This window comes from Ketogulonicigenium vulgare WSH-001, from assembly GCF_000223375.1.
Taxonomy (GTDB): domain Bacteria; phylum Pseudomonadota; class Alphaproteobacteria; order Rhodobacterales; family Rhodobacteraceae; genus Ketogulonicigenium; species Ketogulonicigenium vulgare.
Genome location: NC_017384.1, coordinates 1,848,542 through 1,870,001, shown reverse-complemented (window position 1 = coordinate 1,870,001; position 21,460 = coordinate 1,848,542). Strand labels below are relative to the sequence as shown.

The 21,460-nt window shown below is 63.0% G+C and carries 17 protein-coding genes, 1 tRNA gene and 1 pseudogene; 8 read left to right on the top strand and 11 right to left on the bottom strand.

Annotated elements, in window-relative coordinates; genetic code table 11:
* Positions 1 to 18 precede the first annotated feature (18 nt).
* Positions 19 to 855 (bottom strand): methylenetetrahydrofolate reductase [NAD(P)H], encoded by an 837-nt coding sequence (gene metF / locus KVU_RS09225; RefSeq protein ID WP_014537928.1) that lies wholly within the window; start codon positions 853 to 855, stop codon positions 19 to 21.
* Positions 856 to 946: 91 nt separating this feature from the next.
* Between metF and KVU_RS09220 the strand changes: the two genes are divergently transcribed.
* Together KVU_RS09220 and KVU_RS09215 are read left to right on the top strand one after the other, a co-directional pair.
* Positions 947 to 1,867 (top strand): LysR family transcriptional regulator, encoded by a 921-nt coding sequence (locus KVU_RS09220; RefSeq protein ID WP_014537927.1) that lies wholly within the window; start codon positions 947 to 949, stop codon positions 1,865 to 1,867.
* An 87-nt stretch (positions 1,868 to 1,954) separates the two neighbouring features.
* Positions 1,955 to 2,770: an inositol monophosphatase family protein gene (locus KVU_RS09215; protein ID WP_013384954.1), complete on the top strand. Its 816-nt coding sequence runs from the start codon at positions 1,955 to 1,957 to the stop codon at positions 2,768 to 2,770.
* A gap of 60 nt (positions 2,771 to 2,830) precedes the next feature.
* Here KVU_RS09215 and putA read toward each other — a convergent pair whose 3' ends face one another.
* Positions 2,831 to 6,178, bottom strand: coding sequence for a bifunctional proline dehydrogenase/L-glutamate gamma-semialdehyde dehydrogenase PutA (gene putA / locus KVU_RS09210; protein ID WP_236953091.1), 3,348 nt, complete (start codon positions 6,176 to 6,178; stop codon positions 2,831 to 2,833).
* A gap of 108 nt (positions 6,179 to 6,286) precedes the next feature.
* On the opposite strand from putA, the gene KVU_RS09205 reads away from it, so the two are divergent.
* The 4 genes from KVU_RS09205 to KVU_RS09190 all read left to right on the top strand — a co-directional run bounded on the left by KVU_RS09205 (position 6,287) and on the right by KVU_RS09190 (position 12,045).
* Positions 6,287 to 6,766 carry an Lrp/AsnC family transcriptional regulator gene (locus KVU_RS09205; RefSeq protein WP_013384952.1) on the top strand — a complete coding sequence of 160 codons (480 nt, stop codon included), beginning with the start codon at positions 6,287 to 6,289 and terminating at the stop codon, positions 6,764 to 6,766.
* A gap of 119 nt (positions 6,767 to 6,885) precedes the next feature.
* A complete protein-coding gene (locus KVU_RS09200; RefSeq protein WP_013384951.1) occupies positions 6,886 to 7,422 on the top strand; it encodes a sigma-70 family RNA polymerase sigma factor in 537 nt (178 codons plus the stop codon).
* 24 nt (positions 7,423 to 7,446) lie between these two features.
* The gene (locus KVU_RS09195; protein ID WP_014537925.1) at positions 7,447 to 8,364 is read left to right on the top strand and encodes a FecR family protein; all 918 of its coding nucleotides are present in this window, start codon (positions 7,447 to 7,449) and stop codon (positions 8,362 to 8,364) included.
* 159 nt (positions 8,365 to 8,523) lie between these two features.
* A complete protein-coding gene (locus KVU_RS09190) occupies positions 8,524 to 12,045 on the top strand; it encodes a TonB-dependent receptor domain-containing protein (protein WP_044008202.1) in 3,522 nt (1,173 codons plus the stop codon).
* Between the two features lie 93 nt (positions 12,046 to 12,138).
* Here the strand turns inward: KVU_RS09190 and KVU_RS09185 are convergent, their stop codons facing one another.
* From KVU_RS09185 to exbB, 3 genes are read right to left on the bottom strand one after another with little or no spacing between them, the layout of a single operon-like run.
* Positions 12,139 to 13,188 carry an energy transducer TonB gene (locus KVU_RS09185; RefSeq protein WP_013384948.1) on the bottom strand — a complete coding sequence of 350 codons (1,050 nt, stop codon included), beginning with the start codon at positions 13,186 to 13,188 and terminating at the stop codon, positions 12,139 to 12,141.
* Positions 13,185 to 13,637, bottom strand: coding sequence for a TonB system transport protein ExbD (gene exbD, locus KVU_RS09180; protein ID WP_014537923.1), 453 nt, complete (start codon positions 13,635 to 13,637; stop codon positions 13,185 to 13,187). The genes KVU_RS09185 and exbD overlap by 4 nt, the downstream gene beginning before the upstream one ends.
* Positions 13,637 to 14,512, bottom strand: a complete 876-nt coding sequence (gene exbB / locus KVU_RS09175; protein ID WP_013384946.1) for a tonB-system energizer ExbB — start codon at positions 14,510 to 14,512, stop codon at positions 13,637 to 13,639. The genes exbD and exbB overlap by 1 nt, the downstream gene beginning before the upstream one ends.
* 202 nt (positions 14,513 to 14,714) lie before the next feature.
* On the opposite strand from exbB, the gene KVU_RS09170 reads away from it, so the two are divergent.
* Positions 14,715 to 14,798 (top strand) — tRNA-Leu (locus tag KVU_RS09170).
* Positions 14,799 to 14,805: 7 nt separating this feature from the next.
* Here KVU_RS09170 and KVU_RS09165 read toward each other — a convergent pair.
* The 5 genes from KVU_RS09165 to KVU_RS09145 form a co-directional block, all read right to left on the bottom strand.
* Positions 14,806 to 15,999, bottom strand: a complete 1,194-nt coding sequence (locus KVU_RS09165; RefSeq protein ID WP_197504068.1) for an MFS transporter — start codon at positions 15,997 to 15,999, stop codon at positions 14,806 to 14,808.
* 75 nt (positions 16,000 to 16,074) lie between these two features.
* The gene (locus KVU_RS09160) at positions 16,075 to 16,566 is read right to left on the bottom strand and encodes a GNAT family N-acetyltransferase (protein ID WP_013384944.1); all 492 of its coding nucleotides are present in this window, start codon (positions 16,564 to 16,566) and stop codon (positions 16,075 to 16,077) included.
* 6 nt (positions 16,567 to 16,572) lie between these two features.
* The gene (gene aspA, locus KVU_RS09155; protein WP_013384943.1) at positions 16,573 to 18,003 is read right to left on the bottom strand and encodes an aspartate ammonia-lyase; all 1,431 of its coding nucleotides are present in this window, start codon (positions 18,001 to 18,003) and stop codon (positions 16,573 to 16,575) included.
* Positions 18,004 to 18,093: 90 nt separating this feature from the next.
* On the bottom strand, positions 18,094 to 18,309 hold the full coding sequence (locus KVU_RS09150; RefSeq protein WP_236953088.1) for a hypothetical protein: 216 nt from the start codon (positions 18,307 to 18,309) through the stop codon (positions 18,094 to 18,096).
* 352 nt (positions 18,310 to 18,661) lie between these two features.
* The gene (locus KVU_RS09145; RefSeq protein ID WP_013384941.1) at positions 18,662 to 18,859 is read right to left on the bottom strand and encodes a CsbD family protein; all 198 of its coding nucleotides are present in this window, start codon (positions 18,857 to 18,859) and stop codon (positions 18,662 to 18,664) included.
* Between the two features lie 238 nt (positions 18,860 to 19,097).
* Between KVU_RS09145 and KVU_RS09140 the strand changes: the two genes are divergently transcribed.
* Positions 19,098 to 19,922, top strand: a complete 825-nt coding sequence (locus KVU_RS09140) for a MetQ/NlpA family ABC transporter substrate-binding protein (protein ID WP_013384940.1) — start codon at positions 19,098 to 19,100, stop codon at positions 19,920 to 19,922.
* Positions 19,923 to 20,747: 825 nt separating this feature from the next.
* On the opposite strand, the pseudogene KVU_RS09135 reads toward KVU_RS09140, so the two are convergent.
* Positions 20,748 to 21,453 (bottom strand): annotated as a pseudogene (locus KVU_RS09135) (GcrA family cell cycle regulator).
* Positions 21,454 to 21,460 lie beyond the last annotated feature (7 nt).

Genomic DNA, 21,460 nt, shown 5'->3' with positions numbered 1-21,460 from the left:
ATCCGGCGGCTTTTTACTTTACGGCCTGATGCCAAGGTTCGCGGCGATGGCCAGCGACAGGTCTGGCTTGTTCAGCGTGTAGTAATGCAGATGGTCCGCGCCCGCCTGCATCAACTGCTGCGACATTTGGGTGGCAAGGTCGATGGCGACGGCGGTGGCGTCATTGGGTGCTGCCTCGAACGCTGCGATGACGGCGGGCGGGATATGCGCGCCGCAGCTTTCGGCAAAGCGGCGGGCACCCGTCCAGTTTTCCACGGGTAAAATGCCGGGGATGATCTTGCCGGTGATGCCTGCCTTTTCGCAAAGATCCAGAAAGCGGAAATACGCCTCGGTATCAAAGAAAAATTGCGTCAGCGCCGAATCCGCACCTGCGTCGAATTTGCGTTTCAGCCATTCGACATCCTGCGCGGTATTGGCGGCATCGGGGTGGCGTTCGGGATAGGCACCGACGCGCAGCTTGAATTTGCCGGTGGCGGCAAGGGCGGCGATCAGCTCGACCGAATTTTGGAACCCATCGGGCTGCGGGGTAAATTTGCCCGCGCCCTTGGGGGGATCGCCGCGCAGGGCGACAATCTGGGTGACGCCCGCAGCCGCATAATCATCGGCGATGGCCAGCGTCTCGTCGCGCGTTGCGTTCACACAGGTCAGATGGGCGGCGACATTGAGGCCCGTGGCCTTGTGGATCGCCACGACCGCCTCTTGCGTCAACTGCCGGGTGGTGCCGCCCGCGCCGTAAGTGACCGAGACGAATGCGGGGCGCAGCGGTGCCAGCGCCTTGACCGTATCCCACAGACGAAACGCCGCCTCGAGATTGCGGGGCGGGAAGAATTCAAACGAGATGATGGGCGCGGACATGATGATTCCCGAAAATGACGCTCACTTGTGCCACAGCCGCAAATGTGAGACAAATTCATAATATTCAATAATATCATGAGTCATTCCTCATATGCATATCGAATTCCGCCATTTGCGCACGATCAAGGCCATCCATGATGCGGGCGGTCTGGCGAAGGCGGCTGACCTTTTGAACATGACGCAAAGTGCGCTGTCGCATCAGGTGAAGAATATCGAGGATCAGGCCGGGGTCGAGCTATTCGTGCGCAGATCCAAGCCGCTGAAGCTGTCGGCGGCGGGCAAGCGGTTGCTGGTGGCTGCCGAAAGCATCCTGCCGCAGATCGCCGCGCTGGAGGCCGAGTTCAAAAGCCTGGCCGGGGGCAGTGCAGGGCGGCTGCATATCGCGATCGAGTGTCATGCCTGTTTTGAGTGGCTGTTTCCGGTGATGGAGCAGTTCCGCAAGCTATGGCCCGATGTCGATGTGGATATCCGTCCCGGCCTTGCCTTTGGCGCGCTGCCTGCGCTGCGGCGCGAAGAGGTGGATGTGGTGATCTCATCCGACCCCGAGGCCAGCGATGACGTCACATTCTTGCCGCTGTTCGATTATGCGCCCACCTTTGTCGCCAGTTGCCAAAGCCCGCTGGCGGCCAAGCCCTATGTCACCGCCGAGGATTTCCGCGATCAGGTGCTGATCACCTATCCGGTCGAGCGCGCGCGTCTGGATGTGTTCTCGCAACTGCTGACCCCCGCCAAGGTCGAGCCTGCGATGATCCGGCAGGTGGAGCTGACGGCGATGATCCTGCTGCTGGTTGCGTCCAATCGCGGGGTGGCGGTGCTGCCGGACTGGGTGGTGCACCAGCAGCGCTATAAGGCGGATTACGTCATGCGCCCGCTGACCGAGGGCGGCATATCCCGCAGTCTTTACGCCGCCGTGCGCGAGGGCGATGCCGAGCGGCCTTTCGTGCAGGATCTGGTGCGTCTGGCGCAGGCGCAGGCGGTGATGTTGCAAAACGGGCAGGCAAACGGCTTTTGAAAAAGGGCGAATTGCCCTTGCTCCACAGGGGGCAAGCGCCTATAGCACCGGCCTGACCCCTAAAGACTTATTACTCTGGAGTGCGTGATGGCTATCGGCAGCGCTAATCTGAACGTTATGATCAAAGTTGCGCGCTCGGCTGGACGCGCGCTGATCAAGGATTTCGGCGAAGTCGAAAATCTGCAGGCTTCGATGAAAGGCCCCGGCGACTTTGTCAGCCGCGCTGATCGTCGCGCCGAAGAAACCATTCGCAACGGGCTGATGGAAGCCCGTCCCAGCTATGGCTTCCTCGGCGAGGAAACCGGCATGATCGAAGGCGAAGATCCGACCCGTCGCTGGGTTGTCGATCCGCTGGATGGCACCACGAACTTCCTGCACGGCCTGCCGCATTGGGCGGTGTCGATCGCGCTGGAACACAAGGGCCAGATCGTCGCCGGTGTCGTTTACGATCCGGTCAAGGACGAGTGCTTTTACGCTGAAAAGGGCGCAGGCGCCTGGATGAACGAGCAGCGTTTGCGCGTCTCCTCGCGCACGAAGCTGCTGGAATCGGTGTTTGCGACGGGTATCCCGTTTGCGACGCAGCGCACCTTGCCCGCCACGTTGCAGGATCTGGCGCGTATCATGCCGACCTGTGCCGGCGTGCGCCGCATGGGCGCGGCAGCGCTGGATCTGGCCTATGTCGCCGCTGGCCGTTTCGAGGGTTATTGGGAGCGCGAGGTGAAGATCTGGGATATCGCCGCCGGTATGATCATCGTGCAAGAGGCGGGCGGTTTCGTCGGCCCGATCCGCGATGACCACGATCCGCTGGTGCATGGCGATATCGTTGCCGCGAATGGCGAGATCTTTGACAAATTCGCGAAACTCGTGCGCGCGCGCCCCGAGGCTGCGATCCCGACCGAATAAGTCTTTGGGTTCCCACCGCATTAAAAAGCCCCGCCAGATCGCTCTGGCGGGGCTTTTGTTTTAGGCGGCCTTGCCGACCTCGGCCAACAGGGCGGCGTTGCCGCCTGCGGCGGTGGTGTCGATGCAGATGTGCCGCTCGTGCATGATATGGGCGATATCGGGCTGGCTGGTGATCAGCGGCACGATGGCCCCTTTGCGCTGGGCAAGGGCGCGTTCGATCTCGCGCGCGCGCGTCTCATCCCCCCACCACAGCACAGCGGCGATGTCGGCGCTGGTGTAATCGGCAGCGCCGGTCATCGCCACGCCGCCAAGCGCGCGGACAGCGGCGGTCTGTGCGGCAACATCCTCGGGCGTTGGACCAGCACAGAGGATCTTGCCGCGCGGCGACAGGATCAGCTCGTTCGTCTCGCCGGTCGGGCCGGGCATGAAACCGGCGCGGGTTGCGCGGGTTTCAGGCGCGGCAAAGCGGGGCAGATAGTTCGGGCCGCCCGCCTTGGGGCCAGTGCCAGACAGGCCCTCGCCGCCAAAGGGTTGGCTGCCGACCACCGCGCCGATCTGGTTGCGGTTCACATAGATATTGCCCGCATGAATGCGGTGCGACAGGTCGGCGACGCGCGATTGCAGGCGGGTGTGCAGGCCGAATGTCAGCCCATAGCCCGAGGCGTTGATATCATCGACGACCTGGTCCAGATCCTTGGCGGCAAAGGTGGCGATATGCAGCACGGGGCCAAAGACCTCGCGCTCGATCGCCGTGATGCCCGGCACCTTGATCATTGCGGGGGCAAGGAAATGGCCGCCAGCGGGGGCTGCGCCCTGGTGCAGCAGGGTGCCGGTAGCGCGGGCGGTGTCGACATGCGCCGCGATCTTGTCGCGCGACATACCGTCGATCAACGGGCCAACGTCGCTGTCCAGATCCCACGGGTCATCCAGCGACAGCAGATCCATTGCGCCGCGGATCATGTCGGTGACGCGATCGGCGATATCCTCTTGCACGTAAAGCACGCGTAGCGCCGAGCAGCGCTGCCCGGCCGAGCGGAAGGCGCCGTTGATAATGTCGCGCACGGCGGCCTCGGGCAAAGCGGTGCTGTCGACAATCATCGCATTGATGCCGCCGGTTTCCGCGATCAGCGGCGTGCCGGGGGCCGCGTTCTCGGCCATCGCCTTGCGGATCGCCTGCGCCGTCGCGGTCGAGCCGGTAAAGGCAACGCCCGCAAGGCGCGGCGAGGCGGTCAGCGCCGCACCGGTTTCCGCGCCGCCCGGCATCAGTTGCAGCGCGTGGGCGGGAACGCCGGCTTGCAGCAACAGGGCGACGGCTTTGTCTGCGATCAACGGCGTTTGCGGTGCGGGCTTGGCGATGACGGCATTGCCTGCGGCCAGCGCGGCGGCGACTTGGCCACTGAAAATCGCCAGCGGGAAGTTCCACGGGCTGATGCAGACCCAGGTGCCACGGGCGGCGCGGGTGCCTGCCGCCTCCGCCTCGGTCGCGTAATAGCGCAGGAAGTCGACGGCCTCGCGCAGTTCAGCCACCGCATCGGGCAGGGTCTTGCCTGCTTCGCGCGCGAGCAGCGCAAAGAATTCGCCGAAGTTTTCCTCGTAAAGATCGGCGGCGCGGCGCAGCACGGCGGCACGGGTTGCAACCGGTGCGTCCCAGTTCTGCGCAAGGTCAAAGGCAGCGCTGCAGGTGGCGGCATCGGCGCTGGTGACGGTGCCGACCTGTTCCAGCGTCGCGGGGCTGAGGACGGGGGCGATGACGCCCGTGCCCGCGCCGGTGGCAAGGCGCGGCGCGGCTTGCCAGTGATGGGTCGCAAAGGGGGCGCGGGCAGCCTCGACCGCTTGCAGCGTCGGGATATCGGTCAGATCGAACCCGGTGGAGTTCACGCGGCCTGCGCCAAACAGGGCAGGGCCCGCGGGCAGGGCAAGGCCCGGTTGATGCAGGCCAAAGGGGTCGGTGGCGACGGCCTCGGGGCTGATCGCCTCGTCCATGATCTGGTTCACAAAGCTGGAATTGGCGCCGTTTTCCAGCAGGCGGCGCACCAGATAGGCCAGCAAATCGACATGTTTGCCAACCGGCGCATAGGTGCGGCAAGAGGTGCCATGCGTGCTGCGCAGCAGCTTGTGCAATTGCTCGCCCATGCCGTGCAGACGCTGGAATTCCCAGTCGGTCACGGCAAGGCCCGCCGCGCGGGCAAGGAACAGCACCGCGCTGACCGTATGCGCGTTATGGCCCGCGAATTGCGGATAGACGTGATCCACCATGGCGAACAGTTTGCGGGTGTTGGCGATATAGGAAATGTCGGTGTGATGCTTGCGGGTAAAGACCGGGAAATCGGCCAGACCCTCGACCTGTGTGCGCTTGATCTCGGCGTCCCAATAGGCGCCTTTGACAAGGCGGATCATGATCTTGCGATCATAGGCCTTGGCCAGCGCATAGAGGAAATCAATCGTCGCGCCGCAGCGTTTGCCGTAAGCCTGCACGACAATGCCAAAGCCGTCCCATCCGGCCAGCTCTGGCTGCGCGATCACCCATTCGATGATGTCCAGCGACAGTTGCAGGCGGTCGGCCTCTTCGGCGTCGATGTTCAGGCCCATATTGGCGGCTTTGGCCTGACGGCACAGTTCCAGCACGCGGGGGGCCAGTTCCGCCATCACGCGGTCACGCTGGGCAACCTCGTAACGCGGATGCAGGGCCGAGAGTTTGATCGAAATGCCGGGGTTTGTCTTGATCGAGCCATGGGTGCAGCGCGTCGCGATGGCGGCAATGCCAGCCTCGTATTCGCGGAAGTATTTATCGGCATCGGCGGCTGTGCGCGCGGCCTCGCCCAGCATGTCATAGCTATTGGTAAAGCCCAGCTTTTCAAAGGCTTCGGCGTTCTTTAATCCTTGGTCGATGGTCTCGCCCAGCACGAATTGCTTGCCCATCTCGCGCATGGCAACGCCGGTGGCGGCGCGGATCACGGGCGCGCCGAGGCGGCGGATCGCACCGCGGATCGCGCCTTTGTCGGTGTCGTTCAGCACGGTGCCGGTCAGCATCAGGCCCAGCGTCGCGCTGTTCACCAGCAGCGAGGGCGATTTGCCCGCATGGCTGCCCCAATTGGCGGGGGCGATCTTATCTGCGATCAGCGCATCGGCGGTGGCGGCATCGGGAATGCGCAAAAGCGCCTCGGCCATGCTCATCAGCGCCAGACCCTCGTCAGACCCCAGGCCGTATTCGGCCATGATCGTCTCCATCAGGCCGGGGTTCTTTTGCGCGCGGATCTGGCGGACCAGATCTGCCGCATCGGCGCTGATCTGGGCGCGGCCCTCGGGCGTCAGATCGGCGGCGGCGACCAGCGCGGTGATGGCCACAGCCTCGTCGGTCAGATTGGCGGCGTCGATGGCGGCGCGCAGGGCGGGGAATTGCGATTGCATGGCGATCTCGGGAATAAGTTGACGGTCTTTATTATCCGATCCTGAAAAGTCGATTTGCCTGTCTATTGCGATATGATAGCGTGGATTGACCAAAGAAAGCGAAAAATCGTGACGATAGAGACTGTCGATCTGGACGGATATGACCGAAAGATACTTGATGCCCTTGCGGTAGACGGGCGCATCCCGCTGACCGCGCTGGCGGACCGGATCGGGCTGTCGAAAACGCCGACTCAGGCGCGGGTGAAACGGTTGGAGGAAAGCGGCGTCATTCGCGGCTATCGCGCGCTGATTGATCCGGTGCGGCTGGGCCTTGATCACGTCGCCTTTGTCGAGGTGAAGCTGACCGATACGCGTGAGGCGGCTTTGGCGCGGTTCAACGCCACCGTCGCCAAAGTGCCCGAGATCGAGGAATGCCATCTGATCGCGGGTAGTTTCGATTACCTGCTGAAAGTGCGCACGCATGATATGCGCGAATACCGCCGCGTGCTGGCCGAGGCGATTTCGACCCTGCCGCATGTGGCGTCCACCTCGACCTATGTGGCGATGCAGGCGGTCAAGGACGAGGGGATCGCGGGCGCGCCTGCTTGACACCCCAAGGGGCGAGCGTTAGCCAAAGGTTAATGGTCGGTTTGTTGCATTCCCGATCAGGCCAGCCCGGGTCACTCCAGCCAGCCGTCATTTTCACGTGACTGCTGGGGCGAAGGGCGATGAATTCCGACGAGACTGACTTGGCGCAAAGCTTTTTGCGCGCGCGCCCGATGTTGCTGCGCTATGCGCGTGGCCGCACCGGCGAGGCGTCCGAGGGCGAGGATATCGTGCAAGATGCCTGGCTGCGCGTGGTGCGCCATGCGCCTGCCGTGCTGGCCGCGCCCGTGCCCTATATGCTGCGTGTCGTGCGCAATCTGGCGATTGATCATGGCCGTGCGCAGTCGCGCCGTCTGCGCCATGACGAGGTGGATGCGCTGCTGGATGTGCCCAGCGCTAGCCCCGGCCCCGAACAAAGCGCCATCGCGAAATCGGAATTGCAGCATTTCGTGCGGATCCTGCGCGATCTGACCCCCCGTCGCCGCGATATTTTGATCGCCGCGCGGCTGCGGCGCGAACCCTATGCCAGTATTGCGAAACGGCATGGTGTGTCGACACGCACTGTTGAATATGAGGTGAAAATGGCGCTCGAGGAATGTCTCAGCCGGATGCAGGATGTGGGTGGCGGCCTTGGCGTTTTGCCGGGGCGGCGCGGTTAGCAGCCCAAAGGGGAGGGCCCAGCGATGGCCAGGCCAAAGACGAGTGAATGCGGCGGCCCCGAGCAGGCGGGGGCATGGGTGGCCCTGATCGCATCGGGGCACGCGACGGCGGATGATGCGCGCCGCCTGCACGACTGGCGCGCCCAAAGTGCGGCGCATGAGGCGGCGTTTGTCGCTGCAACGCGCGCGTGGCGGACCCTTGGGCCAGCGCTGGATCAGGTGGCGCCGGTGCCTGCGCCGCAGATGTCGCGGCGGGGTGTGCTGACGGGGGGTGTGATTGCGGCGCTGTCACTGGGCGGTGTGGGCGTGGCGACGGCGGCGCTGCTGCATGATGGCGCGGCCTTTGTCGTGGCCACGGGCGGGCGCGAGATGGTGACGCTCGCCGATGGCAGCCATGTCGCGCTGGATGGCGGCACGCGGATGACGCCCCAGATGGCCGCCGGCCGTCGCGGCCTGCGCCTGATGGCGGGGGCCAGCGTGGTGCAGGTGGCCGCGCAAGAGGCAAGCCCCTTTGCTCTGCGCACCGATGGCTGGCAGGCCAATATCCAGCCGGGCAGCGAGGTCGCCGTGACGCTGGGGCCGCGCAGCGATTGCGTCGAATGCCTGTCTGGTGCGCTGGACCTTGGGGGGCAAGCACTGCACGCGGGGCAGCGCCTGCTGCGCGGCAGTGATGGCAGCGTCGCGGTGGCTGATGTGCCGGCGCATCTGATGGCCAGTTGGCGCGACGGGCTTTTGGTCTTTCAGGACAGGCAATTGGCCGATGTGATCGCCGATCTGAACCGACACCGCGCGGGGCGCGTGGTGATTATGAACCCTGCGATGGCGGGGCGTCTGGTGTCAGGCGTGTTCCATTTGGCCAGTCCCGATGACGTGCTGGCGCAGATCGAAATGGCGCTGGATCTGGAAGTGATGCATTTGGGCCGCATGGCGGTCATTACCTGATCCAATCCGTCAAAAAATTGCCGCGCTGTCTGCGGGAGGCCGGGTGCCGCATCGTTAACCCACTGAGCGCGCGAAAATGCGCCTTTGGGACAGTGAATGATGCGACATAGTTCAAGAAGATGGCAGGTCTTGCTGCGGCAGACGGCCCTGCGCCTATCGATGGCAATGATGGTAGGGGCGGCGTTTGCGCCTGCGGCCCATGCGCAGCAGATGGTGGATTACACCGTCGCGCCGGGGCCGCTGCAGGTGGCGCTGACCGATTTCTCGCTGCAAGCCGGTGTGCAAATCCTGTTTGATAGCGAGCTGACGGCGGGGCTTTCCAGCCTTGGGCTGCAAGGGCCGCGCGCGGTGGATGGGGCGCTGGCGCAATTGCTGGCGGGCACGGGCCTCACGTGGCGCTATAGCAGCGCCGGGGCGATCGTGATCCTGCGCGATACGGTCGTGCTGGATCTGGGCCCTGACGAGCTGATGATCGGCGCGGTGCGCGCGGTTAGCACCGTGACGGGCGCCGCAGCGCCCTATGCCACGGCGGGCGCGACCAGCCATATCGCACAGGAAAACATCCAGAATTTCCGGGGCAGCGCGGTATCGGACATCTTCCGCGGCACGGCCGGGGTCATGTCGGGCGATGCGAGGAATGGCGGCGCGGGCATGGATGTGAACGTACGCGGGATGCAGGGCTTTGGCCGTGTCGCCACCACCATCGACGGCGCTGAAAACAGTATTTCGGTTTACCAAGGTTATCAGGGTTCGGCGAACCGCAGCTATGTCGATCCCGATTTCATCGGCGGCATTGATATCACCAAAGGCTCGGACGTGGCCTCGCGCGGGATTGCGGGCACGGTCGCGATGCGAACGCTGCGCGCCGACGATATTCTGGCCGAAGGCGCATCCGTCGGCCACCGCCTGCGGATCGAGCTGGGCACCAATACCGCCAGCCCCGAGGACGGCGCGGTAGCGGGTTATGCCTGGCCCGGCCTTTATTCGACGCCGGTGGCCGTGCCATCCGCGCAGGGGCTGGATCGACCCGCCGCGCTGCGTCCGACGCAAGGCTCGCTGAGCTTTATGACCGCCGTGCGCGACGGTGATTTCGACCTGCTGCTAGGCTATGCCTATCGCCGTCAGGGCAATTACTTTGCTGGTGAAAACGGCGGGCAGGGGGCTGAGCCGGTCGATATTGGCCGGGTCGAAAGCTGTAACGCCTATGGCTATTGCCAAGTCTGGGACCCCTATATCGACAACCTCGGCAGCACCAACTATCGCCTTGGCGAGGAAGTGCTGAACAGCGAGCTGGAGACCCATTCGATCCTGATCAACGGCACCCGCCGCTTTGGCGCGGATGCGACGCTGCAACTGGGGTATAACGGCTATTTCTCTGAGGCGGGTGACCGTCTGGCCTCGCGTCTGAACGGCGACCGCGTGCAGGATGTGCAATCGACCCGCACCACCGGCACGGATGTGCATGGGGTGACGGCGCGCTATCGCTGGAATCCGGCAGACAACGACATGATCGACCTGCGCGCGAATTTCTGGCTGACACGCCTTGCCCAGCGGCAGGTCAGCCGCAGCCTTGTGCCGTCGGGCGTGATTGGCGAGTTGCAGCAGCGCTATCGCATCGGTTGGGATGTGACGAAATATGGCGGCGATATCAGCAACGAAAGCCAGTTCCGTTTCCAGAACGGTCAGGATTTGACGCTGTCCTATGGCCTCTCGTATATCAGCGAGGATGTTGACCCGTCCCTTTATGGGCCGATCCTGAACAGCTATGCCCGGCTTGAGGGCGAGCGCGAGGAGGCCTCCGCCTATATCCGCGCCGCGTGGAAGCCGCTGGATTGGCTGACGGTGAATGGGGGCTTGCGCTATACCCATGCCGATCTGCATGACGGCGGCGATTACGAGACGCAAACCACCGCCTATTTCGACCGCGATCCCTTTGTCAGTGGCGGCGGTTTCAGCCCCAGCGTCGGCGTCACATTCGATCTGCCGGGCGAAACGCAGCTTTATGCCAACTGGTCCAGCACTCTGCGCTATGCCAGCCTTTATGAAAGCGCGATGGTCAGCTCGTTCACGCTGGCACCGATTGGCGTCGAGCCCGAGCGGGCGAATAACTGGGAAGTGGGCGTGAACCATATTCGCGACGGGCTGTTTACCGACAGCGACAGCGCGATGGTGAAGCTGAGCTATTTCAACTGGAATGTCGAAGATTACATCGGCCGCCAGTATAGCTATCATCTGCAGCCCAATGGCTCGACCTATCAGGGGATGCAGATCCTGAACTTTGACAGCGCCACATTCGAGGGGCTAGAGCTGTCGGCGCGCTATCAAAACGGCGGCTTTACCGCTGATTTCGCGGCCAGCTATTTCCTCGATATGGGCTTTTGTCTGACGGCGGGCGTGTGTGATAGCGCGACGCTGTATTCGGACTTTGCGACGAACCATGTGCCGCCGGAATATACGCTGGATCTGACCCTCAGCCAGCAGCTGATGGACGAGCGTCTGACACTGGGCGGGCGCGTCTCGCGCGTCGGGCCGCGGGCGATTGACCACGGTCAGGTCACTGCGCAGGGCATGTCGCAGTTCATCTCGCTGGTGAATTGGGAACCCTATACGCTGGTTGATCTGTTCGCCGAATACCGTCTGAACAGCGATGTGACCCTGTCCTTCCGGGTCGAGAATGCCACCGATCAATATTATATTGATCCGCTGGGCCTGATCACCACGCCGGGGCCGGGGCGCAGCTTTTACTTTGGGCTGACTAACAGCTTTGGGGCGGGCAGCGATCTGCCGGCGCTGCTGTCGGGTCATGTCAGTGACCGCAGCAATGGCCGCGATTGGGCGGGCTGGCATGCGGGTCTGTTCACCGGCTTTAACAGCACCGAAAACGACACAAGCTTTACCGCGCTGGATGGCAGCACGAATAGCATCACTGCGAATGAAGGCTTTGTCGCCGATTTCAACGGCGCGCTGGTGGGCGGTCAGGTCGGGTATAACTGGCAATTCGCCAATGGCCTAATCCTGGGCGTGCAAGGCGAGTTCAGCCGTCCCGATCAACGCGCCGATATCGAAATCCTGTCGAACGAAGGCACGCTGGCGGGCACAGCCAACTTGGCGGCCGGCTATCACCAGCAGATCGACTGGAATGCGGCGCTGAATCTGCGTGCGGGTTATGCGTTCAGCAATGATTTCAACATGTATGGTCTGGCCGGTGTCGCACGTCAGGAAGAGACGTGGTTCCGTGACAGCTATACGGCTGATTACGCCTCGCGCTATATGCCCAATGGCAATGGCACCACCTTTGCCGGGCTGGAGGAGATCGACGTCTCGCGCAATGGGATCAATATCGGCTTTGGCGCGGAATATGCGCTGAACGATAATTGGTCGATCTGGGGGCAGTTCAACCGCACCTTCTTCCGCAAGACCGAGGTGCAGTTCACCGAGGCGCGCGAGGGCACCTCGCTGGATTACACGATGCCGGTGCAGGTGGGAACCGAGACGGTCGAGATCCCGGCCTATCCCGAACTTTGCGCCATTCTTCCAGACTATTGCGTGCCGCAATATTTCGAGAATCCGATCTATGAATATGTGCCGGTCGAGGGCACCTATACCAATGTGAACGGGCGCACAGGCATCAGCGATATGACCAATGACAGCTTCCGCATCGGATTCACCTATCGCTTTTAAGCGGGCATACCCTGCCGCGCGACAGCGGCAGGGATGACATAGCAAAGGGCGCCGCAGTGATGCGGCGCCCTGGTTGTTTTGGCGGCCCTAGGATCAGCGCAGGATATATTCGGCGGGGATCACGATGCTGCGCTGGGGCACACTTGCGGGCGGCACCGGCAGCGGCGAGGCGCGATAGGCCATCGCCACCGCCGCCTGATCCAGCAACGTATAGCCCGAGCTGCGCGCAAGACTGGCGGAGATCACATTGCCCGCATCATCCAGCGTGATGCGGATCAGCGGCGTGCCTTGCTGGCGGGCGGCGCGCGCCTCGGCGGGATAGGTGATAAAGCGGTTCACATGGGTGTTCACGCGATCCTGCCATTGCTGGGGCGAGATATTGGGCACCTGCTGGCTGGTCACGTTCTGCGTCGCGGTTGCCGTGTTGGCGCGGGGCGCCTCGACCTCGCGCGGTGCGGATTGGGTCGAGGCCATCGCCCGCTGCTGAGGTGGCGGCGGGGGCGGCGCGGTGCGCAGGTTTTGCGGCCGCGACGGCGGGCTGAGGGCCAGCGCGGGGGTTTCGACCTCGGGCAATTCTTCAACCTCGATCGGATCGGGGTCGGGGGGGGGTGCGGCGGGGGGAAGTTCCTCGGGCGGCTCCTCGTCCAGCGGCTCGGGCGGCACTTCGGGCGGCGGCTCGAGGGGTAGATCCTCGGGCGGGGCCTCGGGCAGGATTTCGGGCGGCACCTCGCGGATTTCATCCGGGATCGGCTCGTCCGGGACGGGCGCGTCGATTTCCTGCTGCGGGGCCTGATCGGGGGTCTCGGGGGCCAGATCGGTGCCGGGGGCCTCGACCTCGGGGGCGGCGATCTCGGGCGCGAATTCCATCATGATGGCGGGCGGCGGCGCGGCGGGCCCGTCGGGCGTGCGCGGCGCGCGGGTGGCGGCAAAGACCGCGCCACCGATCAGCGCACAGATCGCAAGGGTCGAGACGCCCCAGCGCAGGCCCTCGGCCCAAAGGGATGTGCGCAGGTGCTGCGGCCCGATCAATTCGCCCGACCGGCGGGCAAAGCTGATGATATTGGCCGCGGGCCGCAGCAGCAGCGGGCCTTGGGCGCTGTCAAGGACCGCGCGGCGCGACAGGTTCAGGGGCGGCTGTGTCATGGGCTGGGGGGGGCGCTTTGCGCCATTGCGCCTTCTTGCGCGACCAGCGCGATCTGCACATATCCGGCGCTGCGCATCAGGTTCATCACCGCCATCAGGTCACCGTAAGGCACGCTTTGATCGGCGCGCAAAAAGATGCGGCGGTCGCGTTGGCTGCCTGTTGCGGTATCCAGTGCGGTGCCCAAAGTCTCGCGCGGCAGGTCGTCATTGCCGATGGCCAGCGTCAGATCGCTGCGCAAGGATACAAAGATCGGCTGATCCTCACGCGCGCTGGGCGGGGCATTGGCGGTGGGCAGATCGACATTCACATCGACGGTGGACAGGGGCGCTGCGACCATAAAGATGATCAGCAGCACCAGCATCACGTCGATAAAGGGGGTGACGTTGATCTCGTGCGAGACGTCCATATCCTCGTCATCGCCGCTGTGTTCGCGGATACCGCCCGCCATTATTCTGCCTCCGGCGCGGCGGGCACTTTGCGCCAGTCCAGATCGCGGCTGACAAGGCGTTCAATCGTGGCGCCGGCATCGGTCAGGATCTGGCGATAGCCGGTCACAGCGCGGGCAAAGCCGTTATAGATGACCACGGCGGGGATGGCGGCGACCAGGCCGATGGCGGTGGCCAGAAGCGCCTCGGCAATGCCGGGGGCAACGACGGCAAGGTTGGTGGTCTGCGTCTCGGCAATGCTGACAAAGCTGTTCATAATGCCCCAGACGGTGCCGAAAAGGCCGACAAAGGGCGCAACGGCCCCGACGGTGGCCAGAATACCCGTGCCGCGCTGCAAACGACGACCCGCGCCCGCCGACAGGCGTTGCAGGCGCGATGCGATACGGTCTTTCATGCCGTCGCTGCCCGCGTAATCCAGCGCCCCCAGCGACAGGCGCGCCTCATCCTCGGCGGCGCGCACCATCAGGGCAATGGCACCGCGCTCGCCCTGAAAGGCGATGATCGCATCTTCCAGACGTGTGGAGGCAGCCAGCAGCTTGAGCCCGTTGCGGGCGCGGCGGCGGGCGCCCCACAGCTCTAGCGTTTTGCCAAGCCACAGCACCAGCACGGTGACCGTCGCCAGCGCCAGGCCGATCATGACGCCTTTGACGACCCAATCGGCGGCCATGAACATGCCGACGGGCGACAGGTCATGGGCGATGGATGCGGCGGGTTCGGGCGCGCGTGTTGCGTCCAGTGCCGGTTCGATTTGCGCAGGTTCGATCTGGGCAGGTTCGATCCGGGCGGGCGCGGTCTCTTGCGCGGCAGCGGGTGCGACCATCATGACGGCAATCAGCAAGGCAAAATGGCGGGTCGTCTGGGCGAGTGATTGCAGCATGGGGGTCCGAAGCAGCTAAAGGTGGAAAAAGGCAGAGCTGCGCCCGCTGACGGGTGGCCCTATCTATAAGACGATGCGCGGTCGCCGATACCGAAGCTTAGCCGCAGAAATAATGCGAAAAATCGGACCGCATCTGTTTCACGTCGCGTTTTGTGGCGCGGGGCATTGGCTTAGCCAGATCGGCAAGCTAGAAGAGGGGCGTGGCCGCTTGCCGGAACCGGTAGACGGAACGCACTTAAAATGCGTCGTGGTCATCCACGTGCGGGTTCGAGTCCCGCAGCGGCTACAAGGCTTTACACGATATTGGCCAGCGCGCGGTCTTTGCGGCGCAGGTGCCATAGGCCCAACAGCGCGCAAAAGGCGAAGACCGAGATCACCAGTGCTAGCCACAGCGCGGCCTGCGGGCCAGCGGCTGTCAGAATGGCCGCGACGATGGGCGGCGCCGAGGCAAAGGCGAGGTTCAGCGGCACCGCCATTTGTGCCGAGGCGCGCGCATAAGCGCCGGCCGGGAACACATCCAGCGGCAGCGTGGCGCGCGCGACGGCGGTGATCCCGCCCGCCACGCCGTAGAGCACGGCAAAACCCATCGTCGCTGAAAAGCCAGCGTTCGCGATCAGGAAAAAGAAGCTCAGCGGAAACAGCGCGGCACCGGTCAGGCCCATGATCAGCGGCGGAATATAGCGTCCGGCAAAGAAATCCAGCACGCGCCCGCCCCATTGGGCGATGCCGATCACGGCGGCGGCGAGCATCGCCTCGGCCGGGGTCAGGCCGCCCGCTTCGAACAGGATGATGATGGTCAGCGCAAAGCCCCAGGTCACAAAGCCGTTCGCGGCAAAGCTGCTGGACAGCAGGATCAAACGCAGCGGGTCGATACGGCTGGGCGCGGTGTCTGCCTGCACGGTCTTGCTGGCGCGCGGCTTGCGCGCAAGGGCATAGATATGCAGCGGCACGCAGACAAGCAGCACCAGTGCAGCGAAAACCAGCACCGCGCCGCGCCAGCCCCAGATCCCTTGCAAAAGGCCCGTCAGTGGCCAGACGATGGTGGGCGTGAGGCCTCCGGTAAGGATCAGAATCCCCAGCGCTTGGCGGGCTTTATCGCCCGCAACCTCGGTCACGGCGATCTGGGCAGGCGTGGTCAGCATCCCCGCGCCCGCGAGGCCGATCAGAATCCACGCCGCCAGAAAGCTAAGCGGTCCTTGCGCAAAGGCCAGTGTGACCAACCCCGCGACCGCCAAAAGCGCGCCGGGGATCATGACGCTGCGCGCGCCGCGCCGTTCAAATATCGGCGCGAGCGGCCAAGAGGTCACGGCCATCAGCACCAGCATCACCGTCGGCCCGGCCATGATCATCGGCAGCGGCATCTGTAGATCCGCCGCCATCGCAGGGCCGATCACGGCAGGCAGCCAAAACATCGACCCCCAGCCAATGAATTGCGTGACCGACAAAGCGGCCACAACGCGTGCGGTTGCAGAGTGGAGAAGTGCCATGGGGACCGTGCCGAGCGCCGCGATTTGATGCGACATGCTTTGCATAGGCCGATATCGGTGCGGATGAAATGGGGATCAGCTGGGCCCAGATGTGTTTTTCGCAGCGCCAAGGCGCAGGTCCAGCACCATGTCCCACCGATCGAGGCCCGGACCATAGCCGTCCAGCGTCACTTTCACGGGGGTAAAGCCAAAGCGGGCGTAGAAGCCTTGGGTATGTTGGCTGGTGTTGAGGGTGATCTTATCGACACCCTCTGTCGCGCGGGCGAGGGCGATGCGGGCCATTGTCAGATGACGGCCGATGCCTTGGCCCTGCAGATCGCGCGCGACCATGCCCCATGACAAAAAGGACGCGCGCTGGTCGGCCAGCACTTGCAGCCCGCCGCAGGCGATGATGCGCCCTGCCTGTTCCAGCACAATATAGGGGCGGCGCAGCACCTGATCCGCGAGGAAAGCGACATAATCCGCGCGCTCGGACGGGTCAAAGAAATGCGGCACATTGCCATCGAACAGCGCAAGGCAGGCGTCATGATCGGCAGGCTGATAGCTGCGCGTCGTCACATCGGTCATGGGCGGTTACAGTTTAGACAGCAGCGGTTGCGGGCGCGTCAGGTTTTCGGGGCGCAGCAGGCGGTCAAGCTGTTCGCGCGTGAGTAACTGCCGCTCCAGCACGATTTCCGCGACGCCGCGGCCAGATCGGTGCGCCTCTAGCGCGACCTCGGTGGCGTTGCGATAGCCGATATAGGGGTTCAGCGCGGTGACGATGCCGATCGAGTTTTCCACCGTCATGCGTAGCTGGTCGCGGTTGGCGGTGATGCCGCGAATGCAATGCGCCTCAAGCGTCTGGCACCCGGCGGTCAGATGCGACAGGCTGCGGTGCAGCGAGTAAAAGATGATCGGCTCGAACGCGTTCAGCTGCAATTGGCCGGCCTCGGCGGCCATGGTGATGGTCATGTCATTGCCGATCACCTCGAAGGCGATCTGGTTCACCACCTCGGGAATCACAGGATTCACCTTGCCGGGCATGATGGACGATCCGGCCTGACGGGCGGGCAGGTTGATCTCGTTCAGACCGGCGCGGGGGCCAGAGGACAGCAGCCGCAGATCGTTGCAGGTTTTCGACAGCTTGACCGCCACGCGTTTGAGCACGCCCGACAGTTGCACGAAAGCGCCGCAGTCCTGCGTCGCCTCGACCAGATCGGGGGCGGTGATCAGATCCTCGCCCGAGATCAGGGACAGACGCTCGCGCACAAGGGCGGCGTAATCGGGGTGGGCGGTGATGCCGGTGCCGATGGCGGTGGCACCAAGGTTGATCTCGCGGATCAGGTCCGAGGCCTCGTGCAGGCGGGACTGATCCTCGGCCAGCATCAGGGCGTAGGTGCCGAATTCTTGGCCAAGGGTCATCGGCACCGCGTCTTGCAACTGGGTGCGGCCCATTTTCAGCACGTCGGAAAACTCGGCGGATTTGTCGGCAAAGGCCAGACGCAGCCCGTCCATCGCCTGCACCAGCCGCCCGATCCCCGTCCAGGCTGCCAGTTTCAGCGCGGTCGGATAGACGTCATTGGTGGATTGGCCCAGGTTCACATGTTCATTCGGATGCAGCCGCGCGTAATCGCCGCGCCTATGGCCCAGCAGTTCCAGCGCGCGGTTCGCGATGACCTCATTCGCGTTCATATTGGTCGAGGTGCCTGCACCGCCCTGGATCAGGTCGACGACGAACTGATCGTGCAGTTTGCCATCGCGAATTTCCAGACAGGCGGCGATGATGGCATCGGCGATCTCGGGCGACAAAAGGCCGAGGGTGGCGTTCGCCTCGGCCGCGGCCTGTTTGATCATGGCCAGGGCGACGATCAGGTCGGGGGTCTCGGACAGACGCTGGCCGGTGATCGGGAAATTCTCGACCGCGCGCAGGGTGTGGATGCCCCAATAGGCAGATTGCGGCACCGCGCGATCACCCAGCAGGTCGTGTTCAAGGCGGGTATCAGCGGTCAGGATCGTATCGGTCATTGTCGCCCCGTTCAGGAAAGCCCCGGAATTGCAGCGAGCTTACATGAAATTTCGGGCGACGGTCAAAATGTTACGCGTCGCCCGAAGGGATCAGTTGACGGCTTCGAACGTATCAGGGAAAGAGTTCAGCCCGGCAAAGCTGGGCGATTGCACATGGAGCCGTGACAGCGAGACAAGGCGGTCATTGCGGGTTGCAGTCAGAAAGCCATGGGCACCGGGGGCGACGGTTTCCAATGCGTCATGCGAGGTCTGCGCCGTCTGGCCGCGATCCTCCATATGGTCGAACATCAGGTAATCGGCGTTCATCTCGCCCATCATTTCGGCACTGAAATTGCCGCGCTGTGCGTCAGCCGGGATTTCATCGCTGTTCTCGGACTTTGGCGCATCTGGCTGGAACGGGTTCTGGCGTCACGGGAGGCGGGCGTCGCATTTGCTACTGGAGCGCGTAATTTGCAGCAAGCCATGTCGTGAATACGACCAATTTCCATGCAAAAACCCCCGAAGGCGGAGGGAGACCTTCGGGGGCAGCTCTGTGTCAGGGGGAGAGAACAGAGTTAGAAAATGCCGATCACATAGAAGATTACGATCACAAAGATCGGCACACCCAGAAACCAAGCAATAATGCCCTTCATCGGGATTCTCCTTGCTGATGTGACGGTTACTTGTTCTTGAAGTAGTCGTCGATCTCGCGCTCGACCTCGTCTTTGGCGAGGCCATAACGCTCTTGGATCTTGCCGGCCAGCTTTTCGCGCTCGCCGTCGATCTGCGTCAGATCGTCATCGGTCAGCTCGCCCCATTTGGCTTTCACATCGCCGGTCAGCTGTGCCCATTTACCTTTTACGATATCCCAGTTCATGTCGTTCTCCTTTTAGGATGTGGCAAGATTTGGTCTGTTATGAATCATAGGTAGGGCGGGGCGTTTCGGATTTAAACCCCAGTAAAATAAAGGGTTTATGCCATGGGCAACGTCCTGCCGACGCGGTTTGGTTCCATGGTTTTGAAAATAATTTGGCGCAGCGCGCAGGCGGCGCTTTCATTTGTAACGCCAGTGTGTAGGGTGCGCCCTGACAATTTTCAGGCAGCGAGCAGGTCAAATGCCCATTATCCGCGCAAAAGAAAAACTGTTATCCGTCGCATTGATCGGCGCCATGGGGCTGGCGGCGATGCCCGCACAGGCGCTGACCATCGGCGTCATTCCCGGCATGATCGCCGATTCCATTGAGGCCGCCGCCGAGGTCGCCCGCGCCGAGGGTCTCGCGGTCGAGGTGGTCGAGTTCCTGGATTGGACGACCCCCAATGTGGCGCTGTCGGCGGGGGACCTTGATGCGAATTACTTTCAGCACGTGCCGTTCTTGCAGGATGTGAATGCCGCAACGGGCTTTGATCTGCAGGTGGTGGATATCGGCGTGCTGTCGCGGCTTGGCCTTTATTCCAACCGTTTCGACAGTATCGACGCGATCCCCGAGGGCGCGCAGGTTGGCCTTGCAAGCGACCCCACGAACCAAGGGCGCGGCCTGCGCCTGCTGGCCGAGGCGGGGCTGATCACGCTGTCGAAAGACACCTATGATGTGACGCCCGATGATGTGGTGGAAAACCCGCGCGCCCTGCGTTTTGTCGAGGTGGACGGCCCGCAATTGATCCGGTCGATGGATGATCTGGATGTGGTGCAGGCCTATCCCTCGCTGCTGGTGAATGCGGGCCTTGCCGATAAGGCGAACCAGCCGCTGATCCTGTCGGCCCCGGACGAGGATCAATTCGCGATCCATTTCGTCGCGCGCGCGGAAAACAGCGCGGATGCCGAGCTGCTGCGCTTTATCGAGATTTTCCAAACCGCCCCCGAAGTGCGCGCAGCGATCGACGCGGCTTATGTCGGCTATCGCGATCTTTATGTGCTGTCGTGGGAAGAGGGCGCTGAGTAAGCATCAGCGCTAAAAGACGGGTCGCCCTTATAAAGGGGCAGCCCGTCGCAGCCAGGGTGTCCGATTTGGCTGGTGGCATTAAGGGCTGTATGCGGACCTCTGTCACTCTTGATAGCACAGCATTTTAAATGTCGATGTATGGGTTAAAGCACGGTATCGGCGTCTAGCGATATAACCTATGGTTTCGAGATCGTTGTGATGTGGGACTGCTCAAACAGACCTGCTGTCTACCAACGATTCTGTGTAATTAGCCAAATAGGAAGGCCCAACTATGAAATTGCGCGTTTGCCTCATTTTGATTGCCTTGGCTGGCTGCTCATCGACGTCTCAAACGTCGGGAACCCTACAAGTGGATCCAGAAACGATCAGACGGTGTGAACCTATCTGGGAAACTGGTGGGTGGGACTCGCTTGATCATTGTGTAACGATGCAAACAGAAATCATCGCGATGGCTAATGATCAGAGCCGTATGCTGGGGCTCGACTAGCAGACGTCCCCTTTTTCCTCTCGCGTGACAAAAGAGCGTATCCAATTCATTTAAGGCGTGGTGCCAAATGCTCCGCTGAAAAGTCTTTACTGGCTTCTTTGGGTATACTTTGGTGGCCGGATGTTTTCCTTTGGGATTAAGGGTGAATTTTCGTGAGAAATGCTGAGCGACCGCTTGCGTCCCGCAAAGCGGACCTCAGCCTCTTTCTCCCGAGCTGACAGCCAAATGCCTGCATCGGGCGGCCTGCTTTCCATTCGTATCTTCGGCGCAGGCCGCTTTGAAAGCTGCCGTCTGTCATCTATCCATGAAAAAGGGGCCTTGCGGCCCCTTTTAAAATATCACCGGCGGCGGTCGCGGCGGGTGTTCATCGGTTGGAAGGCGACGCCGACATGGGCCTCGCAATAGGGTTTACCCGATTGCACCGGCAGGCCGCAGAACCAGAAATGCGGGGTCGAGGGATCGCCCACCGGCCATTTACAGGTCTTTTCGGTCAGCTCCATCAAGGTTAGCTTGCGCGCGACCTTTTCGACTTCGCTGACTTTGGCCAGAGCCTCGGCGCTGATCTCATTGGCCGAGGGCTGCGGCGGCAGCGGCTGGCCGGCGGGGACGATGGCGCGGCGGATCGCGGCGCCGGGGATCTCGTCCAGGTCATCGGCATCATTATCGTCATCGCCCTTCGGAGATATCCTCCTGATCATCTTCGGCATCGACTTCGTCGATATCGGACAGATCGTCATCCATCCCCACGGGTGCGGGGGCGAACAAGACCGGCGGGGGCCGCGGGGGCGGGACCTGAGGCGCTGCGGCGGGGGGGGGGGGGGGGGGGTGCGCTGGGGCGGGGGCGGCTCCGCGCCGAACCCCCGGGGCTGGGGGGACTGCAGTGGTTCCCTCGCCCGCGGTGCGGTTCGACAGGCCCAGACGGTGCACTTTGCCGATCACGGCATTGCGGGTGACGCCGCCCAGTTCCTTGGCGATCTGGCTGGCGGACAGGCCTTCGTTCCACATTTTCTTGAGCGTTTCGACACGCTCGTCGGTCCAAGACATGCTTTTC

Excerpts from the sequence above, each read along its gene's own strand:
- exbB (WP_013384946.1), bottom strand. The coding sequence starts at position 14,512 with ATGCTGCAATCACTCGCCCAGACGACCCGCCATTTTGCCTTGCTGATT.
- KVU_RS09150 (WP_236953088.1), bottom strand. The coding sequence starts at position 18,309 with ATGAACGCCGATTACCTGATGTTCGACCATATGGAGGATCGCGGCCAG.
- KVU_RS09215 (WP_013384954.1), top strand. The coding sequence starts at position 1,955 with ATGGCTATCGGCAGCGCTAATCTGAACGTTATGATCAAAGTTGCGCGC.
- KVU_RS09160 (WP_013384944.1), bottom strand. The coding sequence starts at position 16,566 with ATGACCGATGTGACGACGCGCAGCTATCAGCCTGCCGATCATGACGCC.
- KVU_RS09190 (WP_044008202.1), top strand. The coding sequence starts at position 8,524 with ATGGCAATGATGGTAGGGGCGGCGTTTGCGCCTGCGGCCCATGCGCAG.
- exbD (WP_014537923.1), bottom strand. The coding sequence starts at position 13,637 with ATGGCGGGCGGTATCCGCGAACACAGCGGCGATGACGAGGATATGGAC.
- KVU_RS09195 (WP_014537925.1), top strand. The coding sequence starts at position 7,447 with ATGGCCAGGCCAAAGACGAGTGAATGCGGCGGCCCCGAGCAGGCGGGG.
- KVU_RS09220 (WP_014537927.1), top strand. The coding sequence starts at position 947 with ATGCATATCGAATTCCGCCATTTGCGCACGATCAAGGCCATCCATGAT.
- KVU_RS09165 (WP_197504068.1), bottom strand. The coding sequence starts at position 15,999 with ATGGCACTTCTCCACTCTGCAACCGCACGCGTTGTGGCCGCTTTGTCG.
- KVU_RS09185 (WP_013384948.1), bottom strand. The coding sequence starts at position 13,188 with ATGACACAGCCGCCCCTGAACCTGTCGCGCCGCGCGGTCCTTGACAGC.
- aspA (WP_013384943.1), bottom strand. The coding sequence starts at position 18,003 with ATGACCGATACGATCCTGACCGCTGATACCCGCCTTGAACACGACCTG.
- putA (WP_236953091.1), bottom strand. The coding sequence starts at position 6,178 with ATGCAATCGCAATTCCCCGCCCTGCGCGCCGCCATCGACGCCGCCAAT.
- KVU_RS09140 (WP_013384940.1), top strand. The coding sequence starts at position 19,098 with ATGCCCATTATCCGCGCAAAAGAAAAACTGTTATCCGTCGCATTGATC.
- KVU_RS09145 (WP_013384941.1), bottom strand. The coding sequence starts at position 18,859 with ATGAACTGGGATATCGTAAAAGGTAAATGGGCACAGCTGACCGGCGAT.
- metF (WP_014537928.1), bottom strand. The coding sequence starts at position 855 with ATGTCCGCGCCCATCATCTCGTTTGAATTCTTCCCGCCCCGCAATCTC.
- KVU_RS09200 (WP_013384951.1), top strand. The coding sequence starts at position 6,886 with ATGAATTCCGACGAGACTGACTTGGCGCAAAGCTTTTTGCGCGCGCGC.